This window comes from Pseudoduganella lurida, assembly GCF_007830455.1.
In the GTDB taxonomy this organism is placed as follows: domain Bacteria; phylum Pseudomonadota; class Gammaproteobacteria; order Burkholderiales; family Burkholderiaceae_D; genus Rugamonas; species Rugamonas lurida.
In genome coordinates this window covers 1-25,060 of record NZ_VLLB01000015.1, presented here as the reverse complement: position 1 = coordinate 25,060, position 25,060 = coordinate 1, and the positions used below count along the sequence as shown (strand labels likewise).

Annotated in this window: 24 protein-coding genes; 8 read left to right on the top strand and 16 right to left on the bottom strand. The window is 64.6% G+C overall.

Annotated elements, in window-relative coordinates; translation table 11 throughout:
- Positions 1–10: 10 nt before the first annotated feature.
- The gene (locus IP91_RS25215; protein WP_145653244.1) at positions 11–1,126 is read right to left on the bottom strand and encodes an LLM class flavin-dependent oxidoreductase; all 1,116 of its coding nucleotides are present in this window, start codon (positions 1,124–1,126) and stop codon (positions 11–13) included.
- Positions 1,127–1,321: 195 nt separating this feature from the next.
- On the opposite strand from IP91_RS25215, the gene IP91_RS25210 reads away from it, so the two are divergent.
- Positions 1,322–1,840, top strand: a complete 519-nt coding sequence (locus IP91_RS25210) for a YgjV family protein (RefSeq protein WP_199754763.1) — start codon at positions 1,322–1,324, stop codon at positions 1,838–1,840.
- 46 nt (positions 1,841–1,886) lie between these two features.
- Here IP91_RS25210 and gyrB read toward each other — a convergent pair whose 3' ends face one another.
- The 3 genes from gyrB to dnaA form a co-directional block, all read right to left on the bottom strand.
- Entirely contained in the window at positions 1,887–4,385 is a 2,499-nt protein-coding gene (gene gyrB / locus IP91_RS25205) for a DNA topoisomerase (ATP-hydrolyzing) subunit B (RefSeq protein ID WP_145653242.1), read from the bottom strand.
- 62 nt (positions 4,386–4,447) lie between these two features.
- Positions 4,448–5,554 (bottom strand): DNA polymerase III subunit beta, encoded by a 1,107-nt coding sequence (gene dnaN, locus IP91_RS25200; RefSeq protein WP_145653240.1) that lies wholly within the window; start codon positions 5,552–5,554, stop codon positions 4,448–4,450.
- Positions 5,555–5,665: 111 nt separating this feature from the next.
- Positions 5,666–7,105 carry a chromosomal replication initiator protein DnaA gene (gene dnaA / locus IP91_RS25195; RefSeq protein WP_145653238.1) on the bottom strand — a complete coding sequence of 480 codons (1,440 nt, stop codon included), beginning with the start codon at positions 7,103–7,105 and terminating at the stop codon, positions 5,666–5,668.
- Between the two features lie 512 nt (positions 7,106–7,617).
- Here dnaA and rpmH point away from each other — a divergent pair.
- From rpmH to IP91_RS25165, 6 genes are all read left to right on the top strand, one after another.
- On the top strand, positions 7,618–7,752 hold the full coding sequence (rpmH, locus tag IP91_RS25190; RefSeq protein WP_040378179.1) for a 50S ribosomal protein L34: 135 nt from the start codon (positions 7,618–7,620) through the stop codon (positions 7,750–7,752).
- Positions 7,753–7,772: 20 nt separating this feature from the next.
- Positions 7,773–8,195 (top strand): ribonuclease P protein component, encoded by a 423-nt coding sequence (gene rnpA / locus IP91_RS25185; protein WP_145653236.1) that lies wholly within the window; start codon positions 7,773–7,775, stop codon positions 8,193–8,195.
- A complete protein-coding gene (yidD, locus tag IP91_RS25180) occupies positions 8,192–8,437 on the top strand; it encodes a membrane protein insertion efficiency factor YidD (protein ID WP_145653234.1) in 246 nt (81 codons plus the stop codon). The genes rnpA and yidD overlap by 4 nt, the downstream gene beginning before the upstream one ends.
- A gap of 9 nt (positions 8,438–8,446) precedes the next feature.
- On the top strand, positions 8,447–10,117 hold the full coding sequence (gene yidC, locus IP91_RS25175; RefSeq protein WP_145653232.1) for a membrane protein insertase YidC: 1,671 nt from the start codon (positions 8,447–8,449) through the stop codon (positions 10,115–10,117).
- 196 nt (positions 10,118–10,313) lie between these two features.
- Positions 10,314–11,693, top strand: coding sequence for a tRNA uridine-5-carboxymethylaminomethyl(34) synthesis GTPase MnmE (gene mnmE / locus IP91_RS25170; protein WP_145653230.1), 1,380 nt, complete (start codon positions 10,314–10,316; stop codon positions 11,691–11,693).
- A 299-nt stretch (positions 11,694–11,992) separates the two neighbouring features.
- Positions 11,993–12,187, top strand: a complete 195-nt coding sequence (locus IP91_RS25165) for a hypothetical protein (protein WP_145653228.1) — start codon at positions 11,993–11,995, stop codon at positions 12,185–12,187.
- A gap of 96 nt (positions 12,188–12,283) precedes the next feature.
- Here the strand turns inward: IP91_RS25165 and IP91_RS25160 are convergent, their stop codons facing one another.
- Positions 12,284–12,892, bottom strand: coding sequence for an Hpt domain-containing protein (locus tag IP91_RS25160; RefSeq protein WP_145653226.1), 609 nt, complete (start codon positions 12,890–12,892; stop codon positions 12,284–12,286).
- A gap of 2 nt (positions 12,893–12,894) precedes the next feature.
- The gene (locus IP91_RS25155) at positions 12,895–13,881 is read right to left on the bottom strand and encodes a CAP domain-containing protein (RefSeq protein ID WP_145653224.1); all 987 of its coding nucleotides are present in this window, start codon (positions 13,879–13,881) and stop codon (positions 12,895–12,897) included.
- Between the two features lie 173 nt (positions 13,882–14,054).
- On the opposite strand from IP91_RS25155, the gene pssA reads away from it, so the two are divergent.
- Positions 14,055–14,813 (top strand): CDP-diacylglycerol--serine O-phosphatidyltransferase, encoded by a 759-nt coding sequence (gene pssA, locus IP91_RS25150; protein WP_145653222.1) that lies wholly within the window; start codon positions 14,055–14,057, stop codon positions 14,811–14,813.
- 30 nt (positions 14,814–14,843) lie between these two features.
- Here pssA and IP91_RS25145 read toward each other — a convergent pair whose 3' ends face one another.
- From IP91_RS25145 to IP91_RS25100, 10 genes are all read right to left on the bottom strand, one after another.
- Positions 14,844–15,758, bottom strand: a complete 915-nt coding sequence (locus tag IP91_RS25145) for an aldo/keto reductase (protein ID WP_229474961.1) — start codon at positions 15,756–15,758, stop codon at positions 14,844–14,846.
- A gap of 140 nt (positions 15,759–15,898) precedes the next feature.
- Positions 15,899–17,044, bottom strand: coding sequence for a D-alanyl-D-alanine carboxypeptidase family protein (locus IP91_RS25140; RefSeq protein ID WP_145653220.1), 1,146 nt, complete (start codon positions 17,042–17,044; stop codon positions 15,899–15,901).
- A gap of 118 nt (positions 17,045–17,162) precedes the next feature.
- Positions 17,163–17,825: an alpha/beta hydrolase gene (locus IP91_RS25135; protein ID WP_145653302.1), complete on the bottom strand. Its 663-nt coding sequence runs from the start codon at positions 17,823–17,825 to the stop codon at positions 17,163–17,165.
- A 5-nt stretch (positions 17,826–17,830) separates the two neighbouring features.
- A complete protein-coding gene (locus IP91_RS25130) occupies positions 17,831–18,148 on the bottom strand; it encodes a (2Fe-2S) ferredoxin domain-containing protein (RefSeq protein ID WP_145653218.1) in 318 nt (105 codons plus the stop codon).
- A 47-nt stretch (positions 18,149–18,195) separates the two neighbouring features.
- Positions 18,196–19,473, bottom strand: coding sequence for a VanZ family protein (locus IP91_RS25125; protein WP_145653216.1), 1,278 nt, complete (start codon positions 19,471–19,473; stop codon positions 18,196–18,198).
- A gap of 1 nt (position 19,474) precedes the next feature.
- The gene (locus IP91_RS25120; protein WP_229474959.1) at positions 19,475–20,080 is read right to left on the bottom strand and encodes an ABC-type transport auxiliary lipoprotein family protein; all 606 of its coding nucleotides are present in this window, start codon (positions 20,078–20,080) and stop codon (positions 19,475–19,477) included.
- A gap of 33 nt (positions 20,081–20,113) precedes the next feature.
- Positions 20,114–21,052, bottom strand: a complete 939-nt coding sequence (locus tag IP91_RS25115; RefSeq protein ID WP_145653212.1) for an MlaD family protein — start codon at positions 21,050–21,052, stop codon at positions 20,114–20,116.
- A gap of 10 nt (positions 21,053–21,062) precedes the next feature.
- On the bottom strand, positions 21,063–21,905 hold the full coding sequence (locus IP91_RS25110; RefSeq protein WP_145653210.1) for an ABC transporter ATP-binding protein: 843 nt from the start codon (positions 21,903–21,905) through the stop codon (positions 21,063–21,065).
- Positions 21,905–23,023 (bottom strand): MlaE family ABC transporter permease, encoded by a 1,119-nt coding sequence (locus IP91_RS25105; protein ID WP_145653208.1) that lies wholly within the window; start codon positions 23,021–23,023, stop codon positions 21,905–21,907. The genes IP91_RS25110 and IP91_RS25105 overlap by 1 nt, the downstream gene beginning before the upstream one ends.
- A 108-nt stretch (positions 23,024–23,131) precedes the next feature.
- Positions 23,132–24,607: a B12-binding domain-containing radical SAM protein gene (locus IP91_RS25100; protein WP_145653206.1), complete on the bottom strand. Its 1,476-nt coding sequence runs from the start codon at positions 24,605–24,607 to the stop codon at positions 23,132–23,134.
- Between the last annotated feature and the right edge of the window lie 453 nt (positions 24,608–25,060).

The following is a 25,060-nucleotide window of genomic DNA, read 5'->3' as shown; positions in this document are numbered from 1 at the left end:
GCATCAAAGCTCACGTCTGGATCCCCGCCGGCGCCCGCTCGGCGCTGAAATACGGAAGGATATGGGTACCGATGCGGTCGACTTCCTGCAGATGCGGGTAGCCGGCCAGGAAAAACAGGTCGATGCCCACGTCGTGGTACTCGCGGATGCGCGCCACGACGTCTTCATAGCTGCCCACCAATGCGCAACCCGGCGGAATGCCAAAGTAGCCGATGCCGGACCACACGTTCGGATAGATGAAGAATTCGTCGTAGCTGCGCTCGCGCTCTTCTTCTCGCTTGAACTCGTGCTCGAAGCCGAGTTTGCGGGCGGAGCGTCGGCCCGCTGATGTGGCGCCAGCCTTGGCTGCGCCGCGTGCCACGGCTTCGGTGAAAATGCGGTTGGCTTCGGCGCGCGCTGCCTCGTCAGTCTCGCGCGTGATCACATCGACCGACATGCCGAAACGGATCGCATGTTCACGTCCATAAGCGCGGGCGCGCTGTCGTACATCGGCAATGAGTTCTGCCATCTCGTGCGGACGTTCGGCGCGCATCAGGTAGTAGTCGGCATGTTTGGCACCCAGCTCGCGCGCCGCTTCGGAAGACCCCGCGGTGCAAATCAGCGGCATTTCAGCTTGTGCCAGCGGTCCCGCGAGCCCGCCACCGTTGGCGCGGAAGTATTTGCCTTCGTATTGAAAGCCCGGTCCCGTCCAGAAACCGCGCGCCATGTCCATGAACTCCATGGCGCGGTCGTAGCGTTCATCATGCGGCGTGAAGTCGCCGACCTGCTGCTGTACGATCTCCGAGCCGCCGTTGATGATGTTCCAGATCATCCGGTTGCCGGTCGCGCGCTGGTACGTGGCCGTCATCTGCACCGCCGTCCATGGGGACACTTGAAATGGCTGGAAGGCGGTCACGAAGCGCAGGTGCTGGGTCTCGCGGGCCAGCAGCGAGCACACCATCCAGGGCTCGTCGGCGATCGGCGCATTCACCATCAGCACGCCGCCGAAGCCGGCCCGCTCGATCGTCTTGGCCGACTCGGCGAGATAGTCGATGTAGCGGCTGTCGTCTGCCGCGCTGCGATCATCGCCCGGCAGGAACCGGGTTTCGCCATGCATCGGCAGGCGCGAGAAGAAATCGATGCTCATGTACGCTCCGTGAGGAAGGTCGAAGAAGGCCGACCGCGCCCGAATGCTGCATCACGATGAATTGTCCGTGAGCGAGCGTATCACGGCGCGAACGTGACGAATAGAAACGTTTATGCCGGGGTAACAAACACGTTGTTAGCTTGGCGCTAGCCCGGCCGCTATAATCGCGGCCCGCACCCGTTCCAAGTGTTCTACATGTCCATCGACTGGTTCTCTCCGGCGCAGTGCGTCGGCTACGCAGCGTTCATCCTGGGCGTTGGCTCCTTCCTGCAGACCGACGACCGCCGCTTCAAGCTCTTCATGGCTGGCGAGTGCCTGGCCTATGTCGTTCACTTCGCCCTGCTGGGCAATCCCACCGCGGTGGCCAGTTCCACGATGTCGCTGATACGCTCGGTGCTTGCATTGCGTACGCGGTCGGTGTGGGTCGCGGCCGCCGTCATCGCAATCAACGTTGCCCTCGGTCTCGCGCTGGCCAAGCAGCCGAGCGACTGGCTGCCACTGGGAGCATCATGCCTCGGCACCTTTGCGCTATTCCTGCTGCAGGGGATTCCGATGCGGCTCGTGATGCTGATGGGGACGTGCCTTTGGATCGCCAACAATGTGATCGGCGGATCGGTTGGCGGCACGGCGCTGGAAGTGGTGGTCGCACTGGTCAACATGACGACCATTGCACGCATGATGCGTCAGGGCCGGACCCCTGCACTGGATCCGTAAATGAAAAATGGCCTCCGAAGAGGCCATTCGATTGCAGCACTGACGATCAAACGTCAATATTCCCCGCCCTCAGCGCATTGGTCTCGATGAAGTTCCGTCGCGGCTCCACATCATCGCCCATCAGCGTGGTGAAGATCTGGTCGGCGGCGATCGCGTCCTCGATCTGCACCTTCAGCAGGCGGCGCACGGTCGGGTCCATCGTCGTTTCCCACAGCTGCTCGGGATTCATCTCGCCCAGACCCTTGTAGCGCTGCTTCGAGACCACGCGCTCGGCTTCGTCGCGCAGCCATTGCATCGCTTCGTGGAAGTCGCGCACGGCGATTTCCTTCGTGCGTTCGCCTTCGCCGCGGCGGATCAGGGCGCCTTCGCCGATCAGGCCCGTGAACGTGGCGGCGGCGTTCGACAGCACCGCGTAGTCGGCGGCATTGACGAAGTCCGCATCGATCGTCGAGACCTTCACGTTGCCGTGATGGAGACGTTCGATCCACAGCAGGTGCTTGTCGGACAACTCATCGGAACGCACGGACACGGTGACGGCCGGGTCGTTGACGTTGTCCGCCAGCGCCTGCGCCGAAGCGCGCGCCGCATCGACGGTGGACAGGTCCAGCTGCACGCCCGTCATGATGGCGGTCAGCGCGGCGCGGTCGATCACGCGGGTCAGGCGCAGCATCACGGCGTTCGCCAGGTTGTACTGGCGGGCCAGTTCCGTCAGCGCTTCGCCCAGGATCGGGTCGGCGCCTTCGCGCGGCGTCAGCACGGCCGTGTTCAGCGCCACCGTCATCATGTAGCTGGCTTCCTCGACGTCGTCCTTCAGGTAGCGCTCGTCGCGGCCGGCCTTCACCTTGTACAGCGGCGGCTGGGCGATGTAGATGTGGCCACGCTCCACCAGTTGCGGCATCTGGCGATAGAACAGCGTGAGCAGCAGCGTGCGGATGTGGGCGCCGTCGACGTCCGCATCGGTCATGATGATGATGCGGTGGTAGCGCAGTTTCTCGACGTTGAATTCGTCCGGTCCGATCGACGTGCCGAGCGTGGCGATCAGCGTGGTGATCTGCTCGGACGACAGCATCTTCTCGAAGCGCGCCTTCTCCACGTTCAGCACCTTGCCGCGCAGCGGCAGGATCGCCTGGAACTTGCGGTCGCGGCCCTGCTTGGCGGAGCCGCCTGCCGAGTCACCCTCGACGATGTACAGTTCGGCCAGCGCCGGGTCGCGTTCCTGGCAGTCGGCCAGTTTCGAGGACAGGCCCAGGCCGTCCATCACGCCTTTCCGGCGCGTCAGGTCGCGGGCCTTGCGGGCCGCTTCGCGGGCACGCGCCGCCTCGACGATCTTGCCGCAGATGATCTTGGCATCCTGCGGCTTTTCGGCCAGGAAGTCCGTCAGCGTCTTGGCCACGATCTCCTCGACCGGACCGCGCACTTCGGAGGACACCAGCTTGTCCTTCGTCTGCGACGAGAACTTCGGCTCCGGCACCTTCACGGACAGCACGCAGGTGAGACCTTCGCGCATGTCGTCGCCGGAGATTTCCACTTTCGCCTTCTTCGCGAAGTCGTTCTCGTCGATGTACTTGTTGATCACGCGGGTCATCGCGGCGCGCAGGCCGGTCAGGTGCGTGCCACCGTCGCGCTGCGGGATGTTGTTCGTGAAGCAGAGCACCTGCTCGTTGAACGCATCGTTCCACTGCATCGACACGTCCACCGAGATCGTCGTGTTCTGGTCCGATTGGCGCTCGCCCGTAGCCTGGAACACGGTCGGGTGCAGCACCGTCTTGGCCTTGTTGATGTACTCGACGAAGCCGCGCGTGCCGCCTTCGAACGCGAACAGCTCTTCCTTGCCGGAGCGCTGGTCGGACAGCTTGATGTTCACGCCATTGTTCAGGAACGACAGTTCGCGGATGCGCTTGGCCAGGATCTCGTAGTGGAACTCCACGTGCGTGAAGATCTCTTCGTCGGCCCAGAAGTGCACGTCGGTGCCGCGCTTGTCCGTTTCGCCGATGACCTTGATGGGCGAGACGGCCACGCCATCGATCATCTCGATTTCGCGGTTCTGCGGCACGCCGCGCACGAATTCCATCTGGTGCACCTTGCCGTCGCGGCGGATCGTCACGCGCAGCAGTTTCGACAGCGCGTTCACGCACGAGACACCCACGCCGTGCAGGCCGCCGGATACCTTGTACGAGTTCTGGTCGAACTTGCCGCCGGCATGCAGCTCGGTCAGCACGATCTCGGCGGCCGAGCGCTTCGGCTCGTGCTTGTCATCCATCTTCAGGCCGACGGGAATGCCGCGGCCATTGTCGGTGATCGAGATCGAATTGTCCGAGTGGATCGTCACATGGATTTCGGTGCAGTAGCCGGCCAGCGATTCGTCGATCGAGTTGTCCAGCACTTCGAAGACCAGGTGGTGCAGGCCGGTGCCGTCCGAGGTGTCGCCGATATACATGCCGGGACGCTTGCGCACGGCCTCCAGGCCTTCCAGGATCTGGATCGAGGAGGCGCCGTAATCTTCGGAATTGGCCTGCACGGGTACTAGGGGTTGGCGTTCGGACATGGACTGCTTTCTCTAAAAAACACTAACAGGAGCGGTACTGCAAACGGTACGGCGGGCGTGGCTCAGATCCGCATCGGCATCACGACGTACTTGAAGTCGGGATTGTCCGGAATCGAAATCAGGGCGGACGAATTCGAATCGCCCAGCGCCACGTTCACCTGGTCGCACTTCAGGTTGTTCAGCACGTCCAGCAGGTACGTCACGTTGAAGCCGATGTCGAGGCTGTCGCCGCCGTAGTCGATTTCCAGTTCCTCGACGGCTTCTTCCTGGTCCGCATTGGTGGACGAGATCTTCAGCGAGCCCGGGCTGATGATGCAGCGCACGCCCTTGAACTTGTCGCTCGTCATGATGGCGGCGCGCTGCAGGGAGCGCAGCAGCTCGTCGCGGCCGATCGTGAAGTCGTTCTTGTAGCCCTTCGGGATCACGCGCGTGTAGTCGGGGAACTTGCCCTCGACCAGCTTGGAGATCAGCTCGATATCGGTGAAGCCCAGCTTGACCTGGTTGGCGGCGATATCCAGCTGCACCGGTTCATCGCTTTCCTCCAGCAGGCGCTGCAGCTCGATGATGGTCTTGCGCGGGATGATCACTTCCTGGCGTTCGAACGCCTGTTCCGTCTTCACCTGGCAGAAGGCGAGGCGGTGGCCGTCGGTGGCGACAGCGATGACGTTCTCGCCATCGAGCACCAGCAGCAGGCCGTTCAGGTAGTAGCGGATGTCCTGCTGGGCCATCGCGAAGTGCACCATGTTGAACAGGTGCTTCAGCGTCTTTTGCGGCAGCGTGAACGAGGCGTTGAACGTTTCGGCTTCCTGCACGGTCGGGAATTCCTCGGCGGCCAGCGTCTGCAGGGCGAAGCGCGATTTGCCGCTCTGTACCGTCAGACGCTTGTTGACCAGCGTGAGCGACACGTCGCCCGATTCCGGCAGCGCGCGCAGGATGTCCAGCAGCTTGCGGGCCGCCACGGTGGTGCCGGTGACTTCGGCGCCGGAGCCGATGTTGGCGTTGGTGGTGATCTGCACTTCCGTGTCGGTGGACAGGAACGAGACGGCTTCGCCTTCCTTGCGGATGAGGATATTGGCCAGAATCGGCATCGTATGCCGACGCTCGACAATACCACTCACGATCTGCAGTGGCCGGAGTAGCGTATCTCGGGTGGTTTTGACCAGTTGCATGGGTATCCTCGGTAAAAAATTGAGTTGTTTGGGTTGTTGCGGTTATTGCCTAATGATAATGCAAAGCGGCGCCGCGGACATCCTGGCGGCGCCGCGACGGATGCCGGTACATCATCCTTTCAACGTCTGCTCCAGCACGTGCAGCTCGTGGTTGCATTCCGGGTTCTTGGTGCGGTCCTGGGCGATCTTGCGCACGGCGTGCAGCACGGTCGTGTGGTCGCGGCCGCCGAACAGCTCGCCGATCTCCGGCAGGCTCTTCTGCGTCAGCTCCTTGGCCAGGTACATGGCGATCTGGCGCGGCCGTGCAATGTTCGCGGGACGGCGCTTCGAGTACATGTCGGCGACCTTGATGTTGAAGAAGTCCGCCACCGTCTTCTGGATGTTCTCCACGCTGATCTGGCGGTTCTGCACCGACAGCAGGTCCTTCAGGGCTTCCTTGACGATGTCGATCGAGATGTCCTTGCCGTGGAAACGCGAGTACGCCAGGATCTTGCGCAGCGCGCCTTCCAGCTCGCGCACGTTCGAGCGCAGGTGTTTCGCGACGAAGAAGGCCACGTCGTCGGACAGCGTCACGCCTTCCGACTTCGCCTTCTTCAGCAGGATCGCCACGCGCATTTCCAGCTCCGGCGGCTCGATCGCCACCGTCAGGCCGGAATCGAAGCGCGAGATCAGGCGGTCGTCCATGCCCGTGATCTCCTTCGGATACGTGTCCGACGTGATGATGATCTGCTTCTTCGCGGCGATCAGCGCCTCGAACGCATAGAAGAACTCTTCCTGCGTGCGGCTCTTGCCGCCAAAGAACTGGATATCATCGATCAGCAGCATGTCCAGCGAGTGGTAGTAATGCTTGAAGTCGTCGAAGCCCTTGCGCTGGTAGGCCGTCACCACGTCGCGCACGTACTGCTCGGCGTGGATGTAGCGGATGCGGGCGCCCGGCTGGTCGGCCATCACCTGGTTGCCGATCGCGTGGATCAGGTGGGTCTTGCCGAGGCCCACGCCGCCGTAGAAGAACAGCGGGTTGTACGACACGCCCGGGTTGTTCGCCACCTGGATCGCGGCGGCGCGCGCCAGCTGGTTGGCCTTACCCGTCACGAAACTGTCGAACGTCAGGTCCGTGTTGATGCGGCTCTGCTCGCGGCCGCGCTGGTTGGCGTACTCGTTGCCGGCCGGCGGCGTGACGGGGTCACCGGTGCGGATGTCGGCCGGGTGCACGGCCGGCGCGCCGGCGCCATGCGACGGTGCGCCGCCATTGACGGTGCTGATGCCGGGACCGGTGCTGGTGTTCTCGGCACGGGCGCGCGGCGGGTTCAGCACCGGGTTCAGCACGAACTGCACCTCGGTCGGCGCTTCCCAGTATTGCGATGCAAGGGCGGTGATGCGGCTGGCAAACTGGGACTTCACCCAGTCCAGCTTGAAACGGTTGGGCGCCGCGATGCGCAGTTTGCCGTTCTCGTAGTCGAGCGGCACGAGTGGTTTGATCCACGCACTGTATTGCTGCGGCGTCAGCTCCAGTTCCAGTTGGGCGGAACAGGTCTGCCAGAAATTTTCCATGAATCGTCAATCTGCAAAAGCTGTGGGAGGGCAGCATGGGTCAGCCGGGTAGGCGTTCGCCGGTGTTCGATGTTCAGAGGTAGTGCGCATCGATCCACATAGCCGGGGAACTGAGCCATATGCGCCACACGTAACACGCTATTCTACCTCCGAACCCGACAAGTTATCCACAGGGTTGTTCCAAATAATCGGGAAAAAGTGCCGTGGCGCGAGGGCCGCGGGGCGGGGCGCTCGCCCCTTGAATGTCTCGGCAACTGTTGACAAGGCCCCCTCGAATGCTGATAATTCAGGGTTCCCCGCCCGTACTCCGTGTTTTTTCAGTTTACGACCAGCGCGGATGTAAGCGGGCGATGAGATTGGCCAGCTTGTGCCGGACGTGTTGGCATAAGTGCGCGAAATGTCATTGGCACCAATAACTGAAGGGAAACCCTGGCCGCCAGTTCGATGTCCCCACATCGGCGTCGTGCAGCGGACCCGATTTTGCATTTTTTTGCTTCTTTAGCGAGACCAACATGAAACGTACTTACCAACCATCCGTCGTGCGCCGCAAGCGTACCCACGGTTTCCGCGCACGCATGGCCACCCGTGGCGGCCGTCAGGTCCTGAACGCACGCCGCGCCAAGGGCCGCAAGCGCCTGGCCGTATAAGCCAGCTGCCTGCCTGCTGAGTGGACAGCTGTTCCAACGGCTCTTCAGGCGCGGAATCACACGACTTCGCGCGCGCTCGGCGCATCGTTAAAACGGATGAATTTTCATCCGTTTTTCGTTTGCGGCCGGCGCAAAAAAGCGCCCATTTCGTGCTCTACACGCGCCCCAACCAGCTGCCTCATGCGCGGCTGGGCGTCGTCGTTGCCAAACGCTTCGCACCGCGTGCGGTCACCCGCAACACGATCAAGCGCGTGACGCGTGAACTGTTCCGCACCACGGGCCTGCCGAGCGTCGACTGCATCGTGCGGCTGTCCCGGCCGGTCAACACGAAGGCCGATCCGGCCACCAATGCCAAGCTGAAGGCGGCGCTGCGCATCGAGCTGGCGCGCCTGTTTGCCGCGGCAAACCGCCCGCCGAAACCGCCGGTCGAGGCCCAGCCATGACAGTGCTGACCTGGCTGCTGCGCGCCTACCAGGTGGCCATCAGCCCGCTGATGCCGCCCAGCTGCCGGTTTTATCCGAGCTGCTCGAACTACGCCATCGAAGCGCTGCGCGTGCATGGCGCGGCGAAGGGCAGCTGGCTGGCGGCGCGCCGCCTGTGCCGCTGCCATCCATGGAACGCGGGCGGGCTCGATCCCGTCCCGCCGCACTCCCCAACGACCGCTTGCGGTTGCAACCATTCCTGATTGACCCCAATGGATATCAATAAACGCACCATCCTGTGGATCGTCTTCGCCGTTTCGCTGGTCGCCCTGTGGAACGAATGGATGATCTCCACCGGCCGGCCAGGCATGTTCTCGCCCGCCCCGAAAGTGGCGCAGGTCGATGCCAAGGCCAAGCCTGCCGGCACCCCGGCCGCTGTCGGCGCCACCGCCGGCGCAGCCGCCGTGCCGGGCACCGCGGCGCCGTTCCAGAGCCAGATCGTGACCGTCACGACGGACGTGTTCAAGGTGGACATCGACACGCTGGGCGGACAGATCAAGCGCCTGGAACTGCTCAAGTTCAAGGATGGCATCGACAAGTCGAAGAACCAGCTGCTGTTCCAGCAGGGCGGCAACCGCGTCTTCCTGGCCCAGACCGGCCTGGTGGGCGCCGCCAACCTGCCGAACCACAATAGCGGCTTCACCGTGCGGCCAGGTCCGCGCGTGCTCGATACGGGCAACCAGGTGCAACTGGTGCTGGACGCGGAGCAGGGCGGCGTGCGCCTGACGAAGACGTTCACGTTCAAGCGGGGCGACTACGTAATCGACGTGCGCCACGACGTGACCAACACGGGCGCCGCGCCGGTCAATCCGGAGCTGTACCTGCAGCTGGTCCATGACGGCAACAAGCCGGAAGGCTCGTCGTGGTTCAACTCCAGCTTCACCGGTCCCACGCTGTACACGGATGCGGACAAGTACCAGAAGCTGTCGTTCGAGAAGGTCGAGAAGGAAGACGCCTCGCGCCGCGAAAACCCGGCCTTCCAGCCGAACCACCCGACCAAGGCCGACAACGGCTGGGTCGCCATCTCGCAGCACTTCTTCGTCTCGGCGCTGGTGCCGCAAACGAAGCAGATGCACGACATCTTCACCCGCAAGGTCGATACGAACACGTACGCGATCGGTGTCGTGCAGCCGCTGGGCGCCCTGGCGCCGGGCGCCACGGTGTCCAATTCGGCCAAACTGTATTCCGGCCCGCAGGCCGAAGCGGCGCTGGAAAGCGTGACGCCGGGCCTGGCGCTGGTGAAGGACTACGGCATGCTGACGATCGTCGCCAAGCCGATGTACTGGGTGATGGAACACATCCACAGCGCGCTGGGCAACTGGGGCTGGACGATCATCGCCTTCACCATCCTGATCAAGCTGATCTTCTTCCCGCTGTCGGCCGCGAGCTATCGCAGCATGGCGAAGATGAAGCTGGTGACGCCGAAGATGACCGCCATCCGCGAGCGCTTCAAGGGCGATCCGCAGAAGATGAACCAGGCGATGATGGAGCTGTACAAGACCGAGAAGATCAACCCGCTGGGCGGCTGCCTGCCGATCGTCGTGCAGATGCCGGTGTTCATCTCGCTGTACTGGGTGCTGAACGCCTCCGTGGAAATGCGCGGCGCGCCGTGGCTGGGCTGGATCACCGACCTGACGCAGCCCGACCCGTTCTTCGTGCTGCCGGTGCTGTACGCGATCTCGATGTTCGTGACGATGAAGCTGAACCCGCAGCCGGCCGATCCGGCGCAGGCCAAGATGATGCTGTTCATGCCGGTCGCGTTCTCGGTGATGTTCCTGTTCTTCCCGTCCGGCCTGGTGCTTTACTGGGTGGTCAACAACCTCTTCTCGATCGCCCAGCAGTGGGTCATCACGAAGAAGATGGCGCCAGCGGCGGTGAAGTAATACGGTTGAGTTCGTGTCAACAACGGGGTCAGTCACCAAAGTTGACACGAACTCAGCCTTTACGGCGCCATGCAACGGCCAGAGTGATCAGCTCGTGTCACTTTTCGTGACTGACCCCGAAGTTGACACGGGCTCTGCAGTAGGACCTGAAACCCGTGCAAGCGCACGGGTTTTTTTATTCCGATAAAATTTCCCCATGAACCTCGATACTTCTCCCATTGCCGCGATCGCCACTGCCCCGGGCCGCGGCGGCATCGGTGTCGTGCGCGCTTCCGGCAAGAATCTGCTGGGGCTGGCGCGCGCGCTGTTTGCCGAGGCGGCGCTGAAGCCACGGCACGCCAGCTACATCCCGTTCACCCAGGCGGACGGCACGCTGATCGACCAGGGCATCGCGATCTACTTCAAGGGCCCCCATTCGTACACGGGGGAAGACGTGCTGGAGCTGCAGGGCCATGGCGGCCCGATCGTCTTGCAGATGCTGCTGCAGCGCGTGCTGGAAGCGGGACAGGAATTCGGCGTGCGCCTGGCCGAGCCGGGCGAATTCACGCGCCGCGCGTACATGAACGACAAGCTCGACCTGGCGCAGGCCGAGGCGGTGGCCGACCTGATCGATGCGTCGACGGAAGCGGCCGCGAAGTCGGCCTCGCAATCGCTGTCCGGCGCGTTCTCGCAGGCGATCCACGGCCTGGTGGAGCGCGTGACGCACCTGCGCATGCTGGTCGAAGCCACGCTGGATTTTCCCGAAGAGGAAATCGACTTCCTGGAAAAATCCGATGCGCGGGGCCAGCTGAAAGGCATCGTCACGTCGCTGGACACCGTGTTCCGCCAGGCGTCGCAGGGCGCGTTGCTGCGCGAGGGCCTGAACGTGGTGCTGGTGGGGCAGCCCAATGTGGGCAAGTCGTCGCTGCTGAATGCGCTGGCCGGCGCGGACGTGGCCATCGTCACGCCGATCGCCGGCACCACGCGCGACAAGGTCAGCGAGACGATCCAGATCGAAGGCATCCCGCTGAACATCATCGACACGGCAGGCATCCGCGGCCATGACGAAGCGGTGGACGTGGTCGAACGCATCGGCATCGAGCGCACCTGGGGCGAAGTGGGCAAGGCGGACGTGATCCTGCACATGCTGGACGCGAACCACGGCCCCACGCTGGCGGACGAAACGATCCTGGCCGCGTTCCCGGCCGGCGTGCCGGTGCTGCGCATCTGGAACAAGATCGACCTGTCCGGCCACAAGCCGTCGATCGATGCCAGCGCGGATGCCACGCATATCTACCTCTCCGCGCATGACCATGGCGGCATCGACCTGCTGCGCAAGGAACTGCTGCGCATCGCCGGCTGGCAGCAGACCGGCGAATCGCTGTACCTGGCGCGCGAACGCCACCTGATCGCATTGAAATCGGCGGCCCGCCACCTGGACCTGGCCGGCCAGCACGCCGCGCAGACCGACCAGTCGCTCGACCTGTTCGCCGAGGAGCTGCGCCTGGCGCAGGTGCAGCTGGCCACCATCACGGGCGCGTTCTCGTCGGACGACCTGCTGGGCGTGATCTTCGGCCGGTTCTGCATCGGCAAATAGGGATACTCCCCCTTCGGATGACGGCGGGTCGCGGATTTACAACTGTCGCGCTCGCCGTCGCCGCTCTTTCCCGCCATGCTTTCGCTCTCGGACGCGCCCGCCTCACGCGCGCACGGCACCGGCGGGCGCCAAATTCCTCGCCAGCGCCACGATTTAATGCTGCTATGATGGATTCGCACCCCCGGCACCGGGCCGGTGGTCAAAAAGGCATTGCCTTGCGGTGTTGATGCGTGTCATCTCCGCGGACTTCCACTGACGTAATCTTGCAAGCAGTTTGATGTGCCGAGAGGGGGAAGAACATGGAACCGACCCAGGAACCGATGGTGCCGGAGGGCGCGCGGGCCCCGGCGATGACGGCGCCGCCGCGTTCGCGCCAGTCGCTGCCGCCGAAGGGCGCCTGCTGGTACTGCGACAAGCCGGTCGACAGCGTGCGGCGCTTCTGCGGCAAGGAATGCGCCGATGCCTTCGACGAGGAAGCCGAATTTACGCGCTGACCTCCCGGCGGACCGTCCATCGCGCGCAAGACCGCGCGTCACCGCGCCTAAGCTCTTCCCGCGCAGGCGCAAAATCCGGCAGGCGACCGCTTCTCTTCAGCCAGCATCCCTGAGCCGGGCCTGCTGCAGTGCGACGCCGGCCCGCTCGAAATCGTAGGCATGAGCGGCAGACGACACCGCCTGCCATGCCGCGCCCCCCAGCCCTTCCCGCAACACCGCTTCCCACTCTTCCAGCAGTTCGATCGCCGCGCCGTTCCCTTCGTCGAGCAGCACCGCCAGCCGGTCGAGCAGCGCCGGCAGGTCCGGTGCCACCTGCGTCCGCGTTGCGGAAGTCTCGACGTGATCCCGCATTGCAGCATCGATGTGCAGTTGCACGCGCTGCAGGGCATCGGCCAGCGTTCCCAGCAGCGTGTCGACCTTGTCACCGCGGGCGATGGACGACTCCAGCGCGCCGGCCAGCGCCTGGACTTCGCCGGCGCCCAGCAATCCCGCCGCTCCCTTGAGCGTGTGCATCGCGCGGGAGGCGCCGGCATGATCGCCGCTGGCCAGCTGCGCAGCCACGCCTTCGGCCGCATCCATGTGCGTGGCAAAGCGCCGCAGTGCGTTGAAGTAGATGCGGCTGTTGCCCATCAGGCGCGCCAGGCCCTGCTCGATATCGAGCACGGCCTGCGGCTGCGGCGCGTGGTCGGAGCTGGCCTGGTCCACGGTCACTTCGTCGTGAAGGACCAGTTGCGCGTGACGGCCGCGCTGTCCACGCTGCCGCTGAAGCTGACGTCATAGGTGGTGTTGGCGGCAAGGCGGACGAGCGGCACGATGGCCGCCGCTGCGGCCGACGTCTTCTGGGTATCGGCATCGGTCGCGGCGCTGAGGAGGCGCACCGGCAGGTTGTCGCCGCCGCGCGGCTTGACGGTGAAGGCCGTTACCAGCACCGTCGTCGAGATATCGGCGTGCACGCTGATCGGGTAGCCCACTTCGTTCTGGTTGGGCACCGGATCCGGCGATTCGCTGTCGCTCATGAAGTTGACCGGCACGCCCGTCTGGCCGCTGGCGGGATAGACGACCACATTGCCACGTCCCACGCCCGGGCCGTAACCATTCGTCGTCGCGAAATCGGCCGTGAAATACGTGTAGTTGGCGGTACTGGACGCGCCGGTGCCGATTTCCCGGAACACGGGCTGGAAGATCGCGAAGCGGTGGTAGATCGCCGTGATCAGTTCCTCGGCGTGGAAGAAACCCGAGCGGTCGCCTGCGGCCGAAATCACTTCGCCTGCGGCATAGCTCCCCGTCAGCGTGTAACCCGCGGCGGTCAGCCGGTTGACCAGCGTGACACCGGTGAACCCCGGGCTGCCGCTGACCTGCTCGTGCGAGACGGTGTTGTTCAGCCGCAGATAATTCGAATGGCCGCCGGCGGCCGTGTCGATCAGCGTGTTGCGGGTCAGCGTGGACAGGCCGATCTGGCTTCGCCGGTAGTTGAACCATGCGAAACCGTCGGTGGCCGTATCGCCGGTTGCCGTGGGCGCCGCGGGCGTGGCCGGCGTGGTAGGGGTGGTGGTTGGCGTGGCAGGCGTTACCGTGGCAACGGCGGGGGGACTGTCGCCGCCACCGCCACCGCAGCCGGCCAGCAGCGCCATGCCAAGGATCGCCACCGGAACGACCGGCAGCGTGATGTGCTTTCCTGCGAATTTCGCGTGCATCGTCTGCTCCCATGCCGGTGCAGCCCGGCTACACGCGGATTCTATGCCAATTCTTTGGCGTGCCGCGGAATGTTGTCTTTGGTTTAACGTGATGGGGACGAGTGATGTCGGCGGTACAATGAGCGCTCCCCAAACCACCGGCGAACCCTTTGACTACTCCGCGCACCCGGCGCATGCAGCGCGCCAAATTTGCCCTGCCCAGCTTCGTCACGCTGCTGTCGATCGCCTGCGGCTTCGGCAGCATCGTGATCTCGGTCGACAATGCCTACGTGGGCTACGCGCAGGATTACCGCCTGGCCGCGGCGCTGCTGGTGCTTGCGGGGATCTTCGACGCGCTGGACGGCTTCGTGGCGCGCGCCACCGGCACCAGCTCCGCATTCGGCGTGCAGCTCGATTCGATCGCGGACGTGATGAATTTCGGCTGCGGCCCGGCGATGCTGCTGTACTGCTACGGCTTCGTGATGATGGGCCCCGTCGACCCGATCCTGCTGCGTGCCGGCGGCCTGGCGGCATTCTTCTTCGTGGCCTGCGGCGCGCTGCGGCTGGCCCGCTTCAACGTCAACGTGGGCCGCACGGATCCGAAGTACTTCGTGGGCATGCCCATCACGGCCGGTGCCGCCTGCGTCGCCTCGTTCGTGGTGGCGTGGCCCGAGACGCCGGAATCGAGCCTGCATGCATGGCTGGTGGTGGTGCTGCTGTTCGTGGTCGGCAGCCTGATGGTCTCGACGATCCGCTTCCCCAGCTCGAAGCAGAAGAAGAGCATGGCCGCGCTGGTGGTGCTGGCCGTGAACGTGGGCCTGCTGGTCTGGCTGCGCTTCTATTACTTCGTGCTGTTCTTCGTCGTCTACATTGCCGGCACGCTGCTGCTCAACCTGGCCTGGAAGCGTGGCTGGAAGGGCATCCCGCCGCCGCTCGTGTACGACGACGACTGATTTTCAGGCAGATCGCCCAGGGCAGATCGCTCAGGGGACATCGTGCCCCGTGGCGGCCCGCAGGATCTCGAACCACTGCGTGCGCGTGAGCTTCAATTCCGTGGCGGCTGCCGCTTCGGCGATCGCCTCGATACGGCCGCTGCCCGTGATCGGCAGGGGCGCGCAGGGCAGCTGCATGATCCACGCGAACACCACGGTGGTGACCGGCCGGCCCGTCTCGGCGGCCACCTTGCCCAGGGCGGTGCGCAGCGGCGCGCTGGCCGGATCGTCGCGGAACAGGCGCCCGCCGCCCAGCGGCGACCAGATCATGGGTGCCACGCGCTGGTCCTGCAGGCCGTCGAAGGTTTCGTCGTACAGCGGCGCCAGCTGCAGCGGCGAGAATTCCACCTGGTTGGTGGCCAGCGGGAAGCGCCGGTGCAGGCACTCGAACTGGTGGCGCGTGAAGTTCGACACGCCGAAGTGCCGCACCTTGCCCGCTTCCCGCAGCGCCTCGAAGGTCTCGGCGATCTCGTCGAAATCCATCAGCGGATCGGGGCGGTGGATCAGCAGCAGGTCCAGGTAGTCGGTCTGCAGTTCGCGCAGCGAGTTGTGGACGGAGGCCGTGATGTGCTCCGCCGACGTGTCGTACGCCTTGATGGCATGCTGCGGCCGCGCCTTCGACACCAGCTGGATGCCGCATTTGCTCACGAGCTGGATCCGTTGGCGCATTGCCGGCTGCAGGGCCAGCGCCTCGCCGAACAGCCCTTCCACGCTGTAGTGGCCGTAGATGTCGGCGTGGTCGAAGGTGGTGATCCCCAGCTCGATGCAACGTTCGATCAGCGCCAGGCGTGCCTGCGGCGCCAGGTTCCACTCGCCCAGGCGCCACATGCCGGCCACCACGCGCGACAGCGCGGGACCTTGGTCGGACGTGCGGACGGCGGGGCAGGGGGCGTGCAGGGTCGTCATGGCGGCTCGGGAAAAGTGGGTCGGTGAAGCCGTCGATTATAGGGCCGGCATTGCGTCCTGCAACGGGAACGGGGCGAAAAAAAGCCCGCCGCGGCGTACCGGGCGGGCTCCATGGGCAGGCGGTCAGCCCGTTGCAGCCATTACTTCATCCACAGGCGCATCGAGTCCCACGCGCGGCCGAAGATCGACGCCTGTTCCACCGTTTCCAGCGCCACCACCGGCAGTTCCAGCAGTGGTTTGCCATCGACCATCATCTTCAGCTTGCCCACGTTGGCGCCCGCCGGTACCGGTGCCACCAGCGGGTCCTTGCGTTCCAGCTGCGGCTTCATCTTGCCGGCCACGCCCTTCGGCACGGTCACCAGCACGTCGTTGCGGAAGCCGATCTTCATGTTGCGCTGCGAGCCCTTCCAGATTTCCGCGGTGGCCACGGTCTGGTTCTTCGCATACAGCCGCACGGTCTCGAAGTTCTGGAACCCCCAGTTCAGCAGCTTCTGGCTTTCGGCAGTGCGCGTCGCATCCGAGTTCGTGCCCATCACCACGGAGATCAGGCGGCGTTCCAGGTTGCCGCTCGGGCGCTTGGCCGAGGCGATCATGCAGTAGCCGGCCGATTCCGTGTGGCCCGTCTTCATGCCATCGACGGTCGGGTCGAGCCACAGCAGGCGGTTGCGGTTCGGCTGCGTGATCTTGTTGTAGGTGAAGCTCTTCACCGAGTCGATCTTGTAGTACTGCGGGAACTCCTGGATGATGTGCTTGGCCAGGACGGACAGGTCGCGCGCCGTCGTGTAGTTGTCCGGGCTCGGCAGGCCGTGCGGGTTGGCGAACTTGGTGCTCGTCATGCCCAGGCGCTGCGCCTCGCGGTTCATCAGCGTGACGAACGTGCCTTCGTCGCCGGCCACCGCTTCGGCCAGGGCCACGGCGGCGTCATTGCCCGACTGGACCATCAGGCCATGCAGCAGGTCGTTGACCGACACGGGCACCGCCGGGTCGATGAACATCTTCGAGCTGGAGGTATCGACCTTCCAGGCGCGCACCGACACGTTGACCATCTGGTTGATGTCCAGCTTCTTGTCGCGCAGCGCCTCGAACGTCAGGTAGGCGGTCATGATTTTCGTCAGCGATGCCGGCTCGACGCGCATGTTCGGGTCTTGCGCCGCGATCAGCTGGCCGCTGGTGGCATCGAGCAGCAGCCAGGATTTGGCGGCGATGGTCGGGGCGGGCAGGGTCTGGGCGACGGCGGAGGACAGCAGGAGGACACTGGAGGCGAGTGCCGCGAGAAGTTTTTTCATGGATCTGGAAATCTCTAAATGAAGCAAAGCCCATATGCAGCAAAGCCGGGCATGGCCGGGCTGCAGACCGGGATGAAAAAGCATACGGGCCGAAAAACGGCCCGGACATTATAGGTGCTCAGGCTTCGTCCTGGTCGTCCTGTTGCTGGGCGCGGCCCAGCCACAGGGCAATGATCCAGCTCTTGATGTGATTGAGTTTGCGGTGGAAGAAGTGGTCCGCACCGGGGATCACCACCACCGGCACATCCTGCGGGCGGGCCCAGTCGAACACGGCCTGCAGGGGGATTGTGTCGTCGTTCTCGCCGTGGATCAGGATCGTGTTCGGCGCGATGTCCGCCATCTGCCACTTGCCGGCAGCGGCGCCGACGAGCACGATGCCTTCGACCGGCTTGCCGGCGGCCGCCAGGCGCTGCGCCAGTTGCGACTGCACATAGGTGCCGAACGAAAAGCCGGCCAGGGCCACCGGCAGGTCCGGATACTGCTCGACCATGTGCTCGTACAGCAGGCCCATGTCGTCCGTCTCGCCGAAGCCGCGGTCATGCTCGCCTTCCGACTGGCCCACGCCGCGGAAGTTGATGCGGGCCACCGCATAGCCCAGCGCCACGAAGGCGCGCGCCAGCGTTTGCGTGACCTTGTTTTCCATCGTGCCGCCATACAGCGGGTGCGGGTGCGCCACCAGGGCCACGCCGCGCGGCTTCCTGCCGTCCAGCGGCAGGTCGAGCAGGCCTTCCATCAGGCCCGCATTGCCCTGCATCGTGAAGTGCTTGGTGTTCTTGTTCATCATCGTCAGATCTTCAGCCTTTCCACCGGTTTGCCGCCCACCAGGTGGCTGTCGATGATCTCGTCGATGTCGCTCGTGTCGACATAGGTGTACCAGGTGCCTTCGGGGTAGACGACGAGGACCGGGCCGTGTTCGCAGCGGTCCAGGCAGCCCGCCTGGTTGATGCGCACCTTGCCTTCGCCGTTCAGATTCAACTGCTTGCAGCGCTTCTTGGCGTGCTTCTGCGCCTGCTCGGCGCCGCGGGGGCCGCAGCTTTCGCGGCCGTCGTCACGTGCGTTCATGCAGAAGAACACGTGGTGCTTGAAGTAGGGAGTGTCGCTCATGCTGGCCTCTTGAAACGGAAGCCGTAATGATAACCTCGATACCCGCGCTACGGCTTATTGAGTCGATGCGACGGCAGCCACAGGAACCAGAGCGCGCAGAAGGGCCACAGCAGCGACAGGAATTGCGCCGCCCCGTTGAAGTTCAGGAATTTGCCCTGCACCCAGGTCTGCATCGTGGCGCTGAAGTAGGGATTGACGGGGGTGCTGTTGACGACGATAAGGCTGAGCAGGATCGCCACGATGGCCAGGCGCCGCTGCGCCACCTGCGGCGCGAACGCCAGGCCGGCCACCATGATCCCGCCGATCAGGAAGCCGCCCTGGGCACCCGGGGTGATCCACACCAGCGCATTCTCCGGCGTGAACAGCAGGGCGGAAGCGAGCGCCTTGGTGCACACGGCCGCAAACAGCAGGGCCGCGGCCAGCAGCACGCGGGGCGAATGCCGGCGCGTCAGGCACAGCAGCGTGAGTGCGGCGCTGACCATGCCGCAGGCCGTGATCATCGTCTCCGACAGCCAGTACTGCTCCACCGTCAGCTCCGGATCGGGCCGCACATACGACAGCAGGTCGATGTCCATCTCCAGCAGGTCGCTCAGCCATTCGGACAGCAGTGGCAGCAGCTGGCCCTGGCCGAACAGGAAGGACGTGGGGAAGATCTGCGCCAGGGGCCACAGGGCCACCAGCACCAGCCCCTGGCTGGCATGCTGGGCGAACCAGCGCTGCCGCAGGCGGTACAGGTGACTCGTGTCGAGCAGCTTGCGGGCCGTGAGCACGCCCAGCAGGCCGCCGATCGCGCAGCCCGCGCTGTTGGTGTAGAAGTCCAGGTTCGACGAGACGCGGCTCGGCAGGTAGGTCTGCACCGCCTCCATCAGGCCGGACACGAAGGCGCCCAGCAGTGCCGCGACCAGGAAGGCCCAGATGCCGCGCAGGCGCGGGTGCAGCGCATAGGCGATCAGCATGCCGAAGGGGATGTAGCCGACCACGTTGATGATGGCGTCGAACTTCGTCCAGTAGCGCGGCATGGCCGTGTGCTCGAGGAAGATCGTCGGCGACAGGCCCTGGTTGTGCCAGCCCGTGAACGGGAACCAGCTGGCGTAGACGATCAGCAGCAGGTAGGCGAGCAGGCTGGCGCGCGCGACGGGCGAGCCACGATTGGGTCGCGCATCCGGGGCGGCTGCCGTCGGCGTTGCGGTCGGTGTGGACGCTGGTGCTGCCGCCGGTGCTGCCGCCGCGGGCGGCGACGAAGCAGGCAGGGGCAGGGGCGTGGCGGATGGAGCGGGGATCCCGTCCTCCGCTCCTTCCGCGCCGGCCCGGTCGTTCCCGCTCATGTCAGCGCGGCGGCTGCGTGGCCAGCCAGGCCAGGATGTCGGCCGCGATGGCGTCCGTGGTGGCCGCCAGCGCGCCGGCGCCACCGGCCGCATCGGCGCTGCGCGCCGGCGTGCTGCGGGTGAAGGTGCGCTGGTCCACCAGCTGGTGGTTGCGGAACAGCGAGGCGCGCAGCGAGATGCTGGCGCTGCTCTGCGATGCGGTGTCGAAGTTCTGCGAGAACTCGTCCGTATCCAGGCGCAGTACCGGCAGGCCGCCGGTGGCGTCCGTGGTGGACAGCACTTTCACGCCGCCCTGGGCGATGCGCGCCTTCAGGCGCTGCGACAGCAGTTCCAGCGGCGTGGCGGCCCAGCGGTTGTAGGCATAGGGGCGCGACTGCTGGGCGTTCTCGTACATCAGCCGGTAGAACATGCGGTCCGAATCGAGCGTGGCCGGGCCGGCAACGGGCGCCACCACCAGCGCCGGGAAGGCGGCGGCCGCTGGCGTGGCGGTCACCGGCGCGACGGCGGGACCGAAGTCGAAGCTGGTCGGTGGCGGCGCCTTGGTCGATGCGCAGCCGGCCAGCAGTGCGGCGCAGCCGACCGCGGCAAGGAGGGAAAGCTTGGTCATCAGGGTGTCCTTCATTGCGTGGTCTTGGCTTTCTTATTTTGCGGACGCCGCGAAGCCCGGTTCACCAGGACCCGGGGTGGGATTCGGCGCGCCGAACAGGATGCTTTGCGGGCGTTCGTTCAACGTGTCCATCGTGCGGCGCACCGCGCGCATCGACGAGCGGGTGTCGTCCGTCAGCGCCGTGATGCTCGGCAGCGTTTCGAGCTGGGCACCGGTCGTCACGGCTTCCACGCCGTTGACGGCGCGGTCGACCGAATTGCCGATGCGGGTCAGCGTGCCGTCCGGGCCCTGCAGGCTCTGCGACAGGCGCGTCACGTCCTGGGCCAGCAGGTTGACGGAGTCGATCGCGCCTTCGGCCTTGCTGGCCAGGGCCGGCAGGCGATCCAGCGTGGGCCCGAGCTGTTTCGGGATGCCCTTGTATTCGTTCACGGTGTCGCTCACGTCGGCGAACGCGCCGATGATCGTCTTGCGGTTCTCGTCGGAGAGCAGGTCGTTCAGCTTGCCGGCCACTTCCTCGGCCTGGGTCAGGATCTGCTTGCCGCGCTTTTCCAGCTGGTCCAGCAGGCCTTCGCGCAGCGGGATGCGGGACGGATTGTTCTCCGCCGTGGCCAGGCGCGGCGAGCCGACCGACTCGTCATCGAGCTGGATATAGGCGATGCCCGTCACGCCCTGGTAGCCCAGCGTGGCAAAGGTGGTCTTGGTGATCGGTGTGGCCGGATCGATGCTCAGGTGGACCAGGATCTGGCCGGCGTGCTGCGGATCGAAGTCGATGTCGTCCACCTTGCCCACTTCCAGGCCGCGGTAGCGCACGGCGGCCTGCGGGTTCAGACCCGGCACCGCCAGCGTGGTGGCCAGCAGGTACGGATCGTATTCGACGCGGTCGCGGTTGAACCAGACGCCGAACAGCACGGCGGCCACCAGCAATGCCAGCGTGAAGAGGCCCGTCATGAAGGCATGTGATCGGTTTTCCATCGAGTGCTCCTTATTCCAGCGCTTCCAGCGCGCGCTTGCCGCGGTCGCCGAGGAAGAATTCCTTGATAAACGGGTGATCGACGCGGATCACGTCCTTCGTCGGGCCCACCGCGATCACGTGTTTTTCGGCCAGCACGGCGATGCGGGTGGATAGCGCGAACAGCGTGTCCAGGTCGTGCGTCACCATCACCACCGTCAGGCCCAGTTCGCGGTGCAGCGACTGGATCAGCGACACGAAGCTCTCCGAGCGGTCCGGGTCGAGGCCCGCGGTGGGCTCGTCCAGGAAGAGCAGTTTCGGTTCCAGTGCCAATGCCCGCGCCAGTGCCACGCGCTTGACCATGCCGCCGGACAGGTCGGACGGCATCTTGTTCGCATGCTCCGGTCCCAGGCCCACCATGTTCATCTTCAGCAGCACCGCATCGCGCACCAGCGCATCGGGCAGCACGCGCAGCTCGCGCATCGGCTGGGCGATGTTCTCGAACACGGTCAGCGCCGAATACAGCGCGCCTTCCTGGAACAGCATGCCCCAGTGGTTGCGCAGCAGCTGCAGCTGGGCCGGTTTCGCCTGCGTGATGTCCTCGCCGAATACGCGCACGCAGCCTTTCGCCGGCCGTTCCAGGCCCAGCATCTGGCGCAGCAGCACCGTCTTGCCGGTGCCGGAGCCGCCCACGATGGACATGATCTCGCCCTGTTCGATCTTCAGGTTCAGGTCATTGTGGATGACCGTCTTGCCGAACTTCGTGACCAGGTTGTTGATCTCCACGACAGGCACGCTGCCGTCCAGTGTCAGCTCGCCCGGGTTGTCCGCGCAGCTCGCACCATCGTTGTCCGGATGTTCGGCCGCTTCGCTCATCAGAAGCCCACCCCGTTGAAGACGATGGCGAACACCGCGTCCGCCAGGATCACCACCGTGATGGCGGTGACGACGGAGGTGGTGGTGCCGCGGCCCAGGCTCTCGGTATTGGGCTGGATGCGCAGGCCGAAGTGGCAGGACACGAGCGCGATCAGCATGCCGAACACGGCACCCTTGCCCAGGCCGATCATGTAGTTCGCCAGCGGCACCGCATCCGGCAGCTTCTGGATGAAGTAGCGCGCCGACAGGTTCAGTTCCAGCTTGGCCGAGACCATGCCGCCGATCAGGGCCATCGTGTCCGTCCAGATCACCAGCAGCGGCATCGAGATGGCCAGTGCCAGTACCTTCGGCATCACCAGCCGGAAGCCATGCGAGATGCCCATCACGAGCATCGCATCGAGTTCCTCGGTGACGCGCATGACGCCCAGCTGCGCGGTGATCGACGAGCCGGAGCGGCCGGCCACCAGGATCGCCGCCAGCAGCGGCCCGAGCTCGCGGATCACGCTCATGCCCAGCAGGTTCACCAGGTAGATGTCGCCGCCGAAGTTGCGCAGCTGCTGCGCCGACAGGTAGGACAGCACCACGCCGATCAGGAAGCCGACGAGGGCCGTGATGCCCAGTGCCTGGAAGCCGGCGTGGAAGATATTGGCGGAGATTTCTTTCCATGGCCCGCGCTGTGGCGCCGCGACGAAGCGCCACAGGTCCTGCACCACCTGGCCGATCAGCTGCACGAAGGCCTGCAGGTGTTCCAGGAAGTGCAGCACGCCGCCACCGAGCGTGGTGATCCAGCCCATGCGCAGGCCGCGCTGGCGGGGCATCTCGAGTTTGCCGGTGGTTTCCAGGCGCTTGAAGAATTCGTCCTGGCCGTCGGCCAGTTTCAGCGAGGCGGGGCGCTTGTAGTCCCACGCCTGCCAGAACAGCTGCGCGCCGATATGGTCCATGCTGTCGATCGCCGACAGGTCCCATTGCGCATCGGGCGAGGCTTCTTTCAACTTTGCCGAGATCGACTTGATCACCTTGCGGTGTGCCAGCGCATGCACCTGCCAGGTGCCGTCGGCGGTGACCGTCGATCCCTGATCCGACTGAAAAGTTAAACCTGGCTCTTGTGCAATGGGCATGTTGCCAGTGTAAGTGAGATTTGTTTCGTTCGCTACAATACCAAGACGAACGGTGTGAGCAGGCGCACTTATTGGCTTATGTCGGCTAATACCAGCTTCATGCCGGCGTTATGCCGCCAGATGGCGGGCCTGCCGCTGCGGCGCGGCGACCTGTCCGGCATGGGATGCCTTCTGTTTGACACCGTGACCATCCCTGGCCAGCAGCGCCGCGACGCCCGGCATGCCCTGCTGCTGCAGGTACTTGCCGACCAGCGCGGCAAGGCGGTCCAGCGCGATGCGGTGCGTGGCATCCGTGTTCGCGTACAGCCAGTCCGAGAAGGCCATGAAGTTGGCGAACGGCTGCTCGCCCAGCAGCACGGGCGTTACGTGCGTGAAGCGGCCGGAGTTGGCCACCACGTCCCAGTAGCGGGCGAAGCGTACCAGGCGCTGCATCGCGGGGAAGGGAATGTCGCGGTTGGCAAGGATCGTGTACGGCGGGTGCGGATCGAACACCAGGCCGAACGCCTGCGTGTGGCGGATGATCGGCGTGCCGCGCAGGCGCTTCAGGATGCCGAACTGGATCTCGTGCGGGCCCAGCGCCCACAGCTTGTCGAACCCGGCCGCGAAGCTCTCCACCGTTTCGCCGGGCAGGCCGGCGATCAGGTCCACGTGCATGTGCACGTTCGAGTGGTCGCACAGCCAGCGGATATTGGCCGCGGCCTTGTCGTTGTCCTGCTTGCGGGAGATATTCGCCTGCACCACCGGGTTGAAGCTCTGGATGCCGATCTCGAACTGCAGCGCGCCGGGCGGGAATTTGGCGATGCCTTCCTTCAGTGCGTCCGGCAGGTGATCCGGTACCAGCTCGAAGTGGGCGTAGACGGGATCGTCCGGATTGGCCGCCAGCTTGTCGAGGAAGAACTGCATGATCTTCAGGCTGGTCTTGATGTTCAGGTTGAATGTGCGGTCCACGAACTTGAACAGGCGGGCGCCGCGCGCATGCAGGCTCTCCATCTCCGCCAGGAAGGCGTCGATGTCGAACGGCCAGGCCGTCTTGTCCAGCGCGGACAGGCAGAATTCGCACTTGAACGGGCAGCCACGCGAAGCTTCCACGTACAACGTGCGGTGCGCGATGTCGTCATCACTATAGAGAGCGTAGGGCAGGGCGATGTCCGCCATCGGCGGCTGTACGCCCGCGTGCACCTTCATCAGCGGCTTCGGGCCGTGCAGGATGTCGGCGCACAGCTTGGGGAAGGTAACGTCGCCCCAGCCGGTGACCGCGTAATCGGCCAGCTGCACGATCTGCTGGCCATTCGTCTCGTGGGAGATTTCCGGCCCGCCCAGCACAATCACGAGATGGGGCGCCACCTGCTTCAGGGTCGCCACCAGTTTCGTGGTTTCCTCCACGTTCCATATATAGACACCGAACCCGACGATTGTCGGCTCATGCGCGAGGATGCGTTCCACCAGCTCGGTCGTCTTCGCACCGATGACGAATTCCTGGATACGCGTCTGTTCGCGCAGCTCGCCCATGTTCGCAAGCAGGTAGCGCAGCCCCAGGGAAGCATGGGTATATCGGGCATTGAGGGTGGAAAGCAGGATGGTCATGAGGCGATGCGAATGCGGATGGCGGAATCACGCATTTTACCCTTGCGCGACAGCGCAGGTTTCGTTATAGTTCTGTCCCTCGCAGCGAACGACGCAGCAATGCAGAAGCAGCGGGGAGTTGAAAGCGCCTGGCGCTGACGACGAAAGTAGGAAAAACGAGGGGTTGACGAGCTGCACGAAACACCGCATAATCTCATCTCTCTGCTGCTGACAAACACAACGATTTGTCGACGAACCGAAGGGTTCGACAGCGCCGCTGAAAAGCGAAGAATTCTTTAACAATCAACAGTCGATAAGTGTGGGCGTTTGATGGAGTGCCCGGGGCTTCGGTCTCGATAACTCAAAATATAGCATCAAACGCTCATACAGTAATAAAACGCAATTTTCGAAAGAAAGTTTCGTCAGTTATTTGAATGGGCGACCAAGTCCGCAAGGACTTTAAACAGAGATTAA